The organism is Serratia bockelmannii (assembly GCF_051803255.1).
Classification (GTDB): Bacteria; Pseudomonadota; Gammaproteobacteria; order Enterobacterales; family Enterobacteriaceae; genus Serratia; species Serratia bockelmannii.
Genome location: NZ_CP196512.1, coordinates 3,125,443 through 3,138,638 on the forward strand (window position 1 = coordinate 3,125,443; position 13,196 = coordinate 3,138,638).

At 58.1% G+C, this 13,196-nt stretch carries 10 protein-coding genes; 8 read left to right on the forward strand and 2 right to left on the reverse strand.

Features of this window, described 5'->3' with window-relative positions:
• The first annotated feature begins 44 nt into the window (after positions 1–44).
• From ACSJLU_RS14955 to ACSJLU_RS14985, 7 genes are all read left to right on the forward strand, one after another.
• Positions 45–1,490, forward strand: coding sequence for a serine/threonine protein kinase (locus tag ACSJLU_RS14955; protein WP_089196000.1), 1,446 nt, complete (start codon positions 45–47; stop codon positions 1,488–1,490).
• A 142-nt stretch (positions 1,491–1,632) separates the two neighbouring features.
• Positions 1,633–3,561: a type VI secretion system Vgr family protein gene (locus tag ACSJLU_RS14960; RefSeq protein WP_380824876.1), complete on the forward strand. Its 1,929-nt coding sequence runs from the start codon at positions 1,633–1,635 to the stop codon at positions 3,559–3,561.
• A gap of 54 nt (positions 3,562–3,615) precedes the next feature.
• Positions 3,616–4,056 carry a DcrB-related protein gene (locus tag ACSJLU_RS14965; protein ID WP_025303306.1) on the forward strand — a complete coding sequence of 147 codons (441 nt, stop codon included), beginning with the start codon at positions 3,616–3,618 and terminating at the stop codon, positions 4,054–4,056.
• Positions 4,057–4,058: 2 nt separating this feature from the next.
• On the forward strand, positions 4,059–8,480 hold the full coding sequence (locus tag ACSJLU_RS14970) for an RHS repeat-associated core domain-containing protein (RefSeq protein ID WP_380824872.1): 4,422 nt from the start codon (positions 4,059–4,061) through the stop codon (positions 8,478–8,480).
• A gap of 1 nt (position 8,481) precedes the next feature.
• Positions 8,482–8,970: a hypothetical protein gene (locus ACSJLU_RS14975; protein ID WP_071826121.1), complete on the forward strand. Its 489-nt coding sequence runs from the start codon at positions 8,482–8,484 to the stop codon at positions 8,968–8,970.
• A 175-nt stretch (positions 8,971–9,145) separates the two neighbouring features.
• The gene (locus ACSJLU_RS14980) at positions 9,146–9,523 is read left to right on the forward strand and encodes a hypothetical protein (RefSeq protein WP_380824869.1); all 378 of its coding nucleotides are present in this window, start codon (positions 9,146–9,148) and stop codon (positions 9,521–9,523) included.
• A gap of 53 nt (positions 9,524–9,576) precedes the next feature.
• A complete protein-coding gene (locus ACSJLU_RS14985; protein ID WP_043138728.1) occupies positions 9,577–10,275 on the forward strand; it encodes a hypothetical protein in 699 nt (232 codons plus the stop codon).
• Positions 10,276–10,372: 97 nt separating this feature from the next.
• On the opposite strand, the gene sbmC is transcribed toward ACSJLU_RS14985, so the two are convergent.
• A complete protein-coding gene (gene sbmC, locus ACSJLU_RS14990) occupies positions 10,373–10,840 on the reverse strand; it encodes a DNA gyrase inhibitor SbmC (RefSeq protein WP_043138732.1) in 468 nt (155 codons plus the stop codon).
• A gap of 23 nt (positions 10,841–10,863) precedes the next feature.
• On the reverse strand, positions 10,864–11,706 hold the full coding sequence (gene kynA, locus ACSJLU_RS14995) for a tryptophan 2,3-dioxygenase (RefSeq protein ID WP_025303311.1): 843 nt from the start codon (positions 11,704–11,706) through the stop codon (positions 10,864–10,866).
• A 297-nt stretch (positions 11,707–12,003) separates the two neighbouring features.
• On the opposite strand from kynA, the gene ACSJLU_RS15000 reads away from it, so the two are divergent.
• Positions 12,004–13,038 carry a LacI family DNA-binding transcriptional regulator gene (locus ACSJLU_RS15000; RefSeq protein WP_127146025.1) on the forward strand — a complete coding sequence of 345 codons (1,035 nt, stop codon included), beginning with the start codon at positions 12,004–12,006 and terminating at the stop codon, positions 13,036–13,038.
• Positions 13,039–13,196 lie beyond the last annotated feature (158 nt).

Below are 13,196 nucleotides of genomic sequence, written 5' to 3' on the forward strand. Positions count from 1 at the left end.
CGGCCGCCGAGACGGCGGCCCTTTGAACACAGAGAGTCATCACTATGTCGGGAACCGGGATAACCAAACCGAATTCGAACAGCCTGCCGAGCGGCTATCGATTCAATGAATTCGAGATCCAGGAAGCGATCGGCGAAGGCGGCTTCGGCATCGTCTACCGCGCCTACGATCACCAACTGGAACGCACCATCGCCATCAAGGAGTACATGCCAACCTCGCTGGCGAAACGCAACGACGATCTCAGCATCGGGCTGCGCGGTGAACGCTTCAGCAAAACCTTCCAGGCCGGGCTGAACAGCTTTATTCAGGAGGCGCGTCTGCTGGCGCGCTTCTCGCACCCCGGTCTGCTGCACGTGTTGCGCTTCTGGGAAGAGAACGGCACCGCCTACATGGGCACCCAGTTTTACAGCGGCACCACGCTGAAGAACCTGCAGGCGCAGCAACCGGAGAAAATCGACGAGGCGTGGATCCGGCGGCTGCTGCCGCCGCTGTTCAGCGCCATCAACACCATCCACCAGGAAGGCTATCTGCACCGCGACATTTCGCTGGATAACATCCAGATCCAGGAAAGCCAGCTGCCGGTGCTGCTGGACTTCGGATCGGCACGTAAAGAGATCGGCAACCTGTCAGACGAAACGGAGATCATGCTCAAACCGGGCTTCGCGCCGATCGAGCAGTACACCGAGAACAGCGACGGCGAACAGGGGCCCTGGACCGATATCTACGCGCTGGGCGCCGTGCTGCACACGCTGATCGTCGGTTCGCCGCCGCCGGTCAGCGTGGTGCGCAGCATCGAAGACAGCTACCAGCCGCTGGCCGAGCGCCGCCCCGCCGGTTACTCGCCGGAGCTGCTGCGCACCGTCGATCGCGCGCTGGCGCTGAAGCCGGAAGACCGCCCGCAGACCATCGATGAAATGGCCGAGCTGCTGCATCTGCCAATCGCCGATGAGAACGAAATCATCAGCACCCCGGCGGCTGCGCCGGAGAACCTGCTGGTCGCCGCCAACCCGGCTGCCGCTGCAGCCGCCGCCGGCGCCGTTACCGCGCGCAGCACCCAATTCTCGCGCCCGATGATGGCCGGCGCCGGCGTCGCGGCGCTGCTGGTGATCGGTGCCGTCGCCTGGCTGAGCGGCGGCGAGGACGATACCCAGGCCGTGACCCAAAACACTGAGGCGTCGCCGGCGCAGAAAACCCTGACGGAGCAGCCGAGCGCGCCGCAAACCGCGCAGCCTGCAGCCGCGGAACCTGAAAAGGTGGCACCGCCACCGCAGCCGGTGGCGTTGGTGTACTTCAAACTGCAACCGGGCGAACAGGTCAGCCTCGACGGCAAGCCGCAGCAGGTGACGCCGGGCGCAAACGGCTTCGCCAGCCTGAACCTGGCGCCAGGCCGCTATCAGCTGGAAATCCGCCACGACGATCGACTCCGCCGGCAGCAACTCAGCATCGACACCGCCGGCACCTGGCTGGTCAATCCGGCCACCGCCGGTTAATCCCGTTCTGAAACTCCGCCTCGGCGGGGTTTCCCTATTTCATGAGACTGACGCACCACTGCCCATCCTCATTGGCCGCGCGGCAAGGCCGCTGCAAAGCCGGAGTATGCAGGGCATGACGTCAATCACAGAGGACGTTCTCATGTTGGACCGCATTATTGCGCACACGCCGCTGGGCCAGGAGCAACTGTTGTTCCGCTCACTGGACGGTATCGAAGCGCTTTCCACCCCTTTTGACTTCTCTCTTGAATTGCTGAGCACCGACGCGCGGCTCGATCGCAAAGCGCTGCTCGGCCAACCGCTGACGCTGGAGATCCCAACCCAGGGCTTCCTCAGCGCCCCGCGCTACCTGAACGGCAAGATCACCGCCATCGCCGTCAGCAGCGAAGAGATCGGCGGCACGCGCTACGCGGTGTATAACCTGCACGTGCAGCCGGATCTCTGGCCGATGACCAAGGACCGTAACTTCCGCATCTTCCAGGAACAGACGGTGCCGCAGATCGTCAAGACCCTGCTGGCGGAGCACAACGTGCAGCTGGAAGATCAGCTGACCGGTGACTATCGCCTGTGGGGCTACTGCGTGCAGTACAACGAAAGCAGTTTCAACTTCATCAGCCGCCTGATGGAGCTGGAGGGCATCTATTACTATTTCAAACACGAGATGGGCAAACACACGCTGGTGCTCGGGGACGCCCCCCACCACCACCAGCCCTATCCCGGCTATGAGATGATCCCCTACCACCTGACGCCGTCCGGCGGCAGCACCAGCGAGGAAGGCATCAGCCAGTGGACGTTGTCCGATCGCGTCACGCCGGGTATCTACAGCCTGGACGACTACGATTTCCGCAAGCCGAACGCCTGGCTGTTCCAGGCACGGCAAAACCCGGTCTCGCCGACGCCGGGGCAGATCGACGTTTACGACTGGCCGGGCCGCTACACCGAGCATCAGCAGGGGGAGTTCTACGCCCGCGTGCGCCAGGAGGCCTGGCAGGCCGAACATCAGCAGATCCGCGGTACCGCCACCGCGCTGGGCATTGCTCCCGGCAGCACCTTTACGCTGTATAACGCCCCGCACGCCGACGACAACCGCGAGTACCTGACGCTGCAGGCCAACTACCATCTGAAAGAGAACCGCTATGCCAGCGGCGACGATCAGAGCAGCGAACACCGTATCGACTTCATCGTGCTACCGGCGGACGTGCCCTGGCACCCGCCGCAGCAGGCCACCTGGCCGAAAACCCACGGGCCGCAGACCGCCCGGGTGGTCGGCCCGGCCGGCGAATCGATTTGGACCGACAAATACGGCCGCATCAAGGTGAAATTCCACTGGGATCGCTTCGGGCCAAAAGACGACGGCAGCTCCTGCTGGGTGCGCGTCTCCAGCGCCTGGGCCGGCCAGGGCTATGGCGGCGTGCAGATCCCACGCGTCAACGACGAAGTGGTGGTGGACTTTATCAACGGCGATCCGGATCGACCGATCGTCACCGGGCGCGTCTATAACGAAGCCAGCATGCCGCCGTGGGCGCTGCCGGCCGCCGCCACCCAGATGGGCTTTATGAGCCGCACCAAGGACGGCACCGCCGACAACGCCAACGCCCTGCGTTTCGAAGACAAGGCCGGCGCCGAACAGGTGTGGATCCAGGCGGAGCGCAACATGGACACCCAGGTGAAAAACGATGAAAGCCACACCATCGCTAACGACCACACGCATCTGGTGGGCGGTAACCAGATCAAACGGGTGGTGCTCAATCAGGCAACCGGCGTCAAAGGCGAATCCTCCGCGCTGACCGGCAAAACGCGCAGCGACGCCGTGGTTAACGCCTTTACCCTCGGCTCCGGCGAATCGCTGCGGCTCGAGTGCGGCGAAAGCGTGATCGAGCTGCTGGCGAACGGCCAAATCAACATCACCGGCACCAGCTTCAATATCACGGTGAAAGAGGACGGAGAGATCAATACCGGCGGCCAGTTGGATCTCAACCAGCCTGGCGGCGCCGCGCGCACCGCCGCACCGGGCGGTGGCCATCAGGCGGCAATCCAGAGCGCCGTCGATCAGCTGTTCCCGAAATCCTGATGCCGACGCGGCCCTGCGCCGCGTCCTTTCCCCTGATTACTTGCAAGGACATCCATGGATTACCTTTTCCAGGAAGGCCATTTCACCCTCCCCGCCATCGCCTGGCAGGACTGCACGGTCAATATTCTCAAAAACCCGCAAACCGGCGCCTCGCTGGTCATCACCCGCGGCATCATTCCGCAAGGTGCCACGCTGGAGGACGAATTCGAGAAGCAGTGGCAAGCACTGCTGCCTCAGATCAGCGATTTGCAACAGTCGCCGCGCCGGCGCATCAGCGCCGGGCCGCAGGGCCATCTCAAGGCGATTGAAGTCACCAGTCGCTTTATCCGCGCCGGACACCACCATCATCAGCATCAGTTGGCGGTGCAGCCGGACGAGAGCCAGACGTTACTGATCGTCACCTATGCCGCCATGCGCCCCTTCACCCCCGAGGATGACGCTCACTGGCAGCAGGTGAAAGCGTCGCTGGTCTTGACCGAACACAGTGAACAATAGCCATGGCTGAGATCTGGGCAGCAAGAAAGGATGATGAACTGATCCACACCAGCGCGTTGGCGGACATCGCCAGCGCCGTCGCCGAAGTCGCGGTGTATGCGGTGGCGACCGCCGCCGTGTCCGCAGCAGCCGCCGCCGCAGCGCCGGCATTGGCAGGGGTGGCGGTGCTCGGCGCAGCGGCGACGGCGGCCTCCGGCTGCGTCGGCGCCGGGCTGATCGTCGGTTTTGCCACCAGCCTGACCGGCGTCGGAGAACATATCAGCAACGGCTGCGACGCCGTGGCCAACTGGCTCTTCCCGCCTTCCGTCTCCGGCGTCATTCTCACGGGCTCCCCCAACGTCTTCACCAACGCCAAACCGGCGGCACGCGCCGCAGGTCGTTTACTCACGCCCGCAGAGATCAAAGCGTTACCGGCGCCACAGCCGCCGCAAAGCTTCTGGGATTATGGCGCCGAGCTGCTGGCCGCCGGCGGTAATATCCTCTCGCAGCTATGGCAGCCCGGCGTCGCCGGCCCCAGCCAGCCCAGCCAACCGCTGGAAGAAGATAAAATCAGCTGCGACAAACACCCGCTTCCGCAATACCTGGCGGAAGGCTCCAGTAAAGTATTTATCAACGGCCAACCGGCCGTACGCAGCAATGACCGTTCAACCTGCGAGGCGAAAGTCTCGACCGACGTCTCCAAAAATGTGCAGATCGGCGGCGGCACGGTGGTGGTACGCGACATCAAGAGCGGCAAGCTGCCGGGTATCGGTTTGGCGCTGACCGTGCTGCCGCTGCTGCTCGGTAATCCGGCCAAGCTGGTTAAGAACCTGCCTTGCATGATCGGCGGCGGTCTGGCGGCGGCGGGCGTTAACGCCCTCGGCGAAGCGATCCACGCCGCCTTTAACCCGGTGCATGCCGCCACCGGCGCCAAGGTATTGAACGACGAAGAAGATCTGGACCTGTTGCTGCCGGCGCGCTTTCCGCTGATCTGGCAGCGCAATTACAACAGCCGCAATGGCTATCAGGGACTGTTTGGCCACGGCTGGCGCACGCCTTTTGAAATTTGGGTCGATCTTAACGACCGGGACGGCGTCATTGAGTGTTGCCTGCATGATGAAACCGGTCGTGAGCTACGCTTCCCGCTGCCTGAGGTGAACCAGCCGAGCTTCAGCGCCGGTGAAGGGCTGATGTTCCGCCGCGGTGAAGAGGGACAGCTGCTGATCGCCGACACCGACGGCAGCGTCTGGCGGCTGTTCGTGCCGCTGCCGCAGACCCCTTCCCGCCTGAGGCTGGTGTCGTTGAGCGATGAGTACGATAATGCGCTGCTGCTGAACTACGACGAACGACAGCGCCTGAGCCACATCGTCGACAGCGCCGGCACCATGACATTGCGGCTGGAATACGGCGATCCGCGCTTCGACGATCGCGTCACCGCCTTGCGGCATAACGACGAACCACGCGTGCGCTACCGTTATGACGACGGCGGCGATCTGCATCAGGTGATCGACGCCGGCGGCCTGGTCACACGCGAATTTCACTATAACGCCCAACACCTGCTGACCCGCCACCAACAGGCCGGTGGGCCCAGCTTCGAGTATCACTGGGCGATGTTCGACGACTGGCGCGTGGTGGAACACCGCGACAGCGCCGGCGGCGGCTGTACAATCGACTACGATTTGGCCGCCGGGTTAACGACGGTCACCGAGAATGACGGCTTGCGGCACCAGCACCGCTGGAACGCCCAACGGCTGATCGTCGAATATACCGACGAGCGTGGTGAGGTCTGGCATTACCAATGGAATGACGAAGACATGCTGATCGCCACGCGCGATCCGCTCGGCCACGGCTGGCATTTCCGCTACGATGAAGCCGGTAATCTGGTCGAGGAAGAGGATCCGCTCGGCCATATCCGCCTCACCGGTTGGCTACCGCAGCGCGCACTGCCGATCAGCGTCAAGGAGCCCAACGGCGCCACACAGCATTTCTACTACGACGAGCGCCATGCCTTGATTGCCGAGATCGATGCGCTCGGCCATACCCAGCGCTACCTGCGCGATGGCTATGGCCAGGTGGTGCAAGCCGTCGACGCCAACGGCGGCATCAGCCATTTCGCTTATGATGAGCACGGGCAATTATTGCGCGCCCGCGATTGCTCCGGCAAACAAACCCTCTACAAATATACGGCTCAAGGCTGGCTCAGCGAGGTGACCGACGCCGCCGGCGAACGCGTCCATTACCGCTACGATGCCGCCGGCCGCCTGACACAGCTGCAGCGCGCCGAGGGCTGGCAAGAGACGCTGAGCTGGAACGCGCAGGGCCAGCTGGATCGCTATCAGGGGGCCGATGGGCGCCTGACGCATTATCGCTATGACGCAGCCGGCCGCCTGCTGGCCACGCGCAATCCGCTCGATGGCGAGGTGGTGCGCCACTACGACGCCCGCGGCAGATTAACGGCGCTGCGCAACGAGAATGCCGAAAGTTACCTGTTCCATTGGACGGCCTGCAATCTGTTGCAGGAAGAAATCGGGTTGGACGGCGTCAGCACCCGCTATCGTTACGACGAATGCCGCCGGGTCGTCGAGCGCCGCTTCGCCGCCAATACCTCCGCCGCCTTCTCGCACTATTTCAACCATGACGGCGCCGGCCAACTGGTGAGCAAACAGACGCCCGATGGAGAAACCCGCTACCGCTACAGTCCGCTCGGCCAACTGCTGCATGCCGCCAGTGACCGCGGCAACGCATGGCATGACGAGCCGACAACGGCTCAGAGCGAGGTCAGTTTTGACTATGACTTGCTGGGGCGGGTAACCCGTGAACAAGGTGCCAACGGTACGCTGCGCTATGATTACGATCCGATGGGTAACCGCACGCAAACCACCTTGCCCGACGGACGCGCGCTGCGCGCGCTGTACTACGGCAGCGGCCACCTGCTGCAGCTGGCGCTGGACGATATCACCCTCAGCGAGTTCGAGCGTGACAATCTGCACCGCGAGCTGAGCCGTACGCAGGGTCGCCTGACCAGCCGAGTGCATTATGATCGGCTGGGGCGCAAAGACCGGCGGGAGATCTTCAATGACAACCGCCAGCGCCCGGCGCCGGCCAGCAGCTCGCGCCAGTGGTCCTACGACTATCAAAACAACCTGACGCGCGAAGAACACAACGCCAACCCGTTCTCCTACCAGCGTTATCAGTACGATGCCACCGGTCGATTGCTGAGCCGGGACGGCACGCTGCCGGATACCGAGCGCTACCGGTACGATCCGGCATCCAACCTGCTGGATGAGGGGCAATTCCGCCAGCGGCACAACCGCGTACTGCATTATCAGGGAATTGATTACCGATACGATGTCTTTGGCCGCACGGTGGAAAAACGCAAAGGCCACTACCGTTGGCAATATCTCTACGACGCCGATCATCGCCTCTGCGAGGTGGTGCGCTACAGCCAACATCGCAGCGAAGCCCAGCAGCATGTGCAGTTCCACTATGATCCGCTCGGGCGGCGCACGCAAAAGCGGGTGTGGCGGCAAAGTCAGGATCTGCGCCAACCGGCCGGCAAATGCCAAACCACCACGTTTTTGTGGGAAGGTTTCCGGCTGCTGCAGGAAACTCGCGACGGCATGCCCCTCACCTATGTCTATGCCGATCAGGGCAGCTATGAACCTTTGGCGCGCATCGACGGCCACACGCCGGCCCAAGTATTTTACTTCCACACGGCGCCGAACGGCGAACCGGAAAGCCTGACCGACAGCGACGGAACGCTGCGCTGGCAGAGTCACAGCAGCGCCTGGGGCCGCATAAAGTATGAGGAAAATCAGCAAGATCTGGATTATTCCCAAAACCTGCGCCTGCAGGGGCAATACCTGGATCGGGAAACGGGATTGCACTACAATTTGTTCCGCTATTACGATCCGGATATCGGCAGATTTACCCAGCACGATCCGATAGGTTTGGCCGGCGGGATCAACCTGTACCAATACGCGCCGAATCCGCTGGGTTGGGTGGATCCTTGGGGATGGAAGCCACGATGCGCAGCAACCAAAGCCAACGATCATAATCAGGCAGCTTTTGGTCGACAATGGCAAGGTCGAGGTATCTACAAAGGACGAGACTCTTGGTCAAATATCATGTTGAAAGAAGGTGACATTGTTTATGGCGGCGCTCCAGGGCAATCTGGTTTTTACTTCAACAAGGCGACGCTAGATGCTGCAGGTGGCAGTAGAGCCAAGCTATGGGAAAGTTTGCAGGTGCTTCCACATGAAAAATTTGGTTATAGATCTAAAATACAAGCATATAGAGTAAAAAGAGAAACGATTGCAGGAACAGGTAAAGCGATATCTCAAGACCCAACGAGATTCGGCGAAGGCGGAGGAACTCAATTTTTCCTTTCTAACTATAAAACTGTTCTTGAGCCAATTGATAAGCCTTTTGAAATTGGATTGTAAAATGCAACTAGATACTTATGACGGAACACTAGAACTCGCGGGAATAACGCTAGGTACAGCGACAACCCGAGAAATGCTAATAAAAGGCTCCAGATTGTGGGAGGGTTGGCCAGAAAAGTCAGATGGTAGGACTACATCATACAGAACAATAATCAGTACAAAAAAAGAAAAAGCCGGCGATATATATATAATTGCCGACTTCTCCGGGGCCTTCATTACAGATGCAGTGCTTTGCAGTTGGCGTTTTGCGCCTGAAAAACTCATGATGGGAATACAAAAAAAAGTAGAAGGTGCTATTACCAAAAATCTTCGAACATGGTTTTATGAAAAAACTCATATACAACTTCCAGTTAGTGGTTCATGGGGGCATATTGACGCTGCTTATGACCCACATAATTTAACGGGAACAATAGTGTGCAACTATCGCAGTGCATTTCATACTGAGGATGAATGGCGAAAATATTGCAAAAGGAATAACATAATTTATTAAAAAAGAGGAAACTCATCCACATTATTATATAAAAATTCACACACTCATTCCATAATGCAGAGTGTGTGTGATTTTTCACCCCCCCTCGAATATCGCAAATAACTACATCTTCACTTCGCACACTAACAATCAATAAAGGCATGAATCATTTATTCACTAGATCTATTTAAATATTATGAACAAAGAGAAAATTGTCATTACCCCATCAAACAGGCAACTATTTGATGGTAACGAAGAGCAGTTTCGTTTATTTAAAAAAGAAGTATCCATCCCTAACTCTAACGAAAAAGTACTTTATGATAACAGCTCTGCGATACCCATATGGGATATAGATGAAAACATCAGGAAGGCGATCGCAGAAAAAATAAGCGGGATAAAAGTCATAGAGTACCCATATGACCCAATACCTTCATATAAAAATGAAAATCTGGATATCTACATTCAGAATGTAGAGCCGGAAATGCACAAAAACAGAATAACAATAATCACGGCGACGGGTGAATCACAACCAGCAAGATATAAGATAAAGTTGCTGGGTTTCATTTTTCACTAGCGCTCTCTTAGAGGCGACCCCACTGAAATCTTTATAACACTCTGAGGTAACAGATGATGAATATTTCCTGGGATATCGCCAACTTTAATATATCAATGAAAAGCCAGTACAGTGATATCTATGAGTTAGAAAATGATATCAGTAATTTCTTTGGAAGCAGTAATTTTAGTGAAATGGACTCCCTTGACTGGTTTTTAATCAACAAGAAAACAAACGAGCTTTCTTTTTTGTTGTTGAGCGTTCCTTCTTTTTTTAAAGCATCAAGCGAGCGTCATGCCCTTGATGTTGACTCATTACGAGAAATAAAATTATCAGAATGTATCGGTAGCTTCGTATCTCACGTCACTATTCAAGACGAAGCAGTTTTCCAATCCAAAGAGAACATTTTAATTGTCGCATCGGATACATCGGTCATCGTTTATAAGACACCAATCAAAGAGGGTCTTTATTTCTTGTTGGGCTGTGATTTTTCGTATCATGGGTTTTTATTGCTCAGTGCGACCCATCATATCCCAGGGGAAACACCACCATCAGATGAGACAATTTCCGATTCGTTATTCTTAAGAATGCTAGATTTGTGCAACCAAGATTTTTATGATGCCATGGACGAGCAAGATGAAAGATGTTTATCCATAATAAACCAGTTAGAGAAGGATTGTTTGGCATATCAAAAGATAGACGTTCGCTTACTGCAAACAATAGATTTTATAAAAAACCTTAAATATACATTCTATGATATAGACATGGAATAATTATCTTATGACTGTTCCTCTTTTAAATGAATCTTTAAATATCCCATCAAAAGGCTCCCAAAGAGCCTTTTGATATGCTACCGCGCCGTTAGCCCCCTCACCACTTCTTCACCGTCTGGTAAATCTCGAGGTCGAAATAGCCGTCGGCCTCGCAGTCGTTGAGATAGTGCTCATAGCTCACCCCCTCAACCGGCTGGTAGCCGCTGGCCGGTAGCAGCTTCTGATAGAACTCGCCCCACACCCGCTCGAAATCGCCATCGCTGATGCGCACGTGGTAGACCGCATACTGCCCGGCGGGCAGCGTCTGCACGGTCACGCCCTCGCTGCCCGCCGGCAGCGCGAAATCGTCCGCCACGCTTATCACTACGTCGGCACGCAGCTTTTCCGGCGCCACTTCCGCCGGATCGTCCCAATACAGCACCAGCCATTTGCCAAACGGCACGCCTTGGCGTTTCCGCCATGCCAGCAGTTGCTGCGAGCCCTGCGGGATGGTCTGCGGATACGGCCCCACGACTCTCACTCCCACCACCTTCTCCGCCGCTTTATCGATAATCCTCACGCTCATCGCCCTTATCCTCCCACGTTATTTCAGGCACCGATTTCGGTGCGCACGTCCAGCAGCTCGGGGAAAAAGGTCAGATCCAACGCCTTTTTCAGGAAGCTGACGCCGCTGGAACCGCCGGTACCTGACTTAAAGCCAATGATCCGCTCCACCGTTTTCATATGGCGGAAACGCCACAGATGGAAACTCTCCTCGATATCCACCAGCTTCTCCGCCATTTCATAGGCTTCCCAGTAGGTCTGCGGGTTGTCGTAGATCACTTTGAACGCCGGCAGCAGATCCGGGTTGCGCTGGTAGGGCTGCGTCCAGTCACGCTCGAGGCACTCCTGCGGGATCGGCAGGCCGTGGCGTGCCAGGTACAGCAAGTATTCGTCGTACAGGCTCGGCGCTTCGAGGATCGCCTTCAGCGCGGCGTGCTTTTCCGCATCGCTGCTAAACACCGCCAGCATGGCGGCGTTCTTGTTGCCGAGCAGGAACTCGATCGATCGGTATTGGTGCGACTGGAAGCCCGATGAGCTGCCCAGCACGTCGCGAAACTCGACGTACTCCGACGGCGTCAGCGTTTCCAGCACCGCCCACTGTTCGAACAGCAGCCGCTGGATCTGTTTGACGCGCGCGAGGATTTTGAAACAGTGGCTGAGTTTGTCCTGCTGCACCAGCCGCACCGCCGCCTGCAGCTCGTGCAGCATCAGCTTCATCCACAGCTCGGAGGTTTGGTGCTGTATCACGAACAGCATTTCGTCATGATGCGGCGGGTTGGAGAGTGGGTGCTGGCAGTCCAGCAGCGAGTCCAGGCACAGGTAGTCGCCATAGCTCATGCGTTTGGAAAAATCGGTGACAATCGCGCTTTCTAATTCCCGTTTGTTCATCTGTTCTCTCCGTTGCGCCCAGCGCCCCATCGGCCTGGAACGTGCCGCAAAGAGAAAACAATAGTACAGAACCCGCCGCCCCGAAGGGCGATAAACGAGAGGTGCTTCGCAGATCTCACTCATCTGCGTTAACACATTGCCCCTCTCCCCCTGTGTTGTTTAGTAAACAACACGGCTGCCGCCTGACGATTCTCACAAATGCGCAATCCCATGTGCGCAGCGCCCCGGTTCCAGCTTGCCTGCGGCCGGCTTCCCTTATAGATTGCAGGCTAACGGCAGGCAGCAAGGTATCGGCAAATGGCAAATATTCGTGATGTGGCGCGGTTGGCCGGCGTGTCCATCAGCAGCGTGTCGAACCTGCTGAACAATCGCAGCCACCAGATGAGCGCGCAGACCCGTGAGCGCATCGAACGGGCGATGGAAACCCTGGGATACCGGCCGGCCCGAGCGGCGGTGCCCGCGCCGCAGGCGAAGATCATCGGCCTGCTACTGCCGTCGATCGTCAACCCGAGCTTTTCGGCGCTGGCGCATGCGGTCGACGGCGCGGCGCGGGTTCACCGTTACCGCGTTTTGCTCGGCAACGCCTACCGCCAGGAACAGGAAGAAGCCGCGTTTATCGACGATATGTTCCTGCACGGCGTGCGCGGCATCATCGTAGCGGCGAGCGACATTCGCCAGACTCATTTTGTTCGGGCCGCCGAGCGAGGCATGAAGATTGTCAGCTACGACAGCCCGTTCGCCGAGCCGATGGCCACCGATACCCGACTGTTCGACAGCGTGTCGATGGACAATATCGCCGCCGGGCGCCTGGCCGCGCAGCACCTGCTCGAGCGCGGCTGCCGACACATCGTGTTCGCCACCGAAGCGACGCTAACCGTCGGGCGCAGCCACAAGATCGACGGTTTTCTGAGCGCGCTGGGGCACAGCCTGAGCGAACGCCAACGGGTGATCGAAGGCAAAGCCAACAGCGCCTACGGCGACACGGAAATGTTCGAATTGGGGCTGACGCTGGCGCCGCGCGTTCTCGCGTTGGCACCGCGCCCGGACGGCATCGTGGCGATTAACGATGCGCTGGGCATCGGGCTGATGGTGGGCCTGCGCGCCGCCGGCATCCAGGTGCCCGCAGACATCTCGGTGATCGGCATCGATAATATCGCGCTGGCCGGCCTGGCCGAACCGGGGTTGACGTCGATTGGCCCACCGCTGGCGGAGATGGCGCAGCTGATGGTCGAACGCCTGATCGGCCGTATCAACAATGATTTGAAACCGCCCGGCGAGTTTCTCTTCCCGCCGTCGGTCATCAGCCGGCGCTCGGTCAAAGCCGCCGGTTAATACGGTAAAAACGATTTTCCCAGACGATGCGCAGCCGGCATCGTCCGGATCGTCGCAGCTAAAAGCAGAAAAAATAGAATCGTCGCAATAAATAAACGGCGCGACGCTTTTATGCACGCAACGTCGTTATTCAGCACGCCGCTCATGACTTTGGGCTG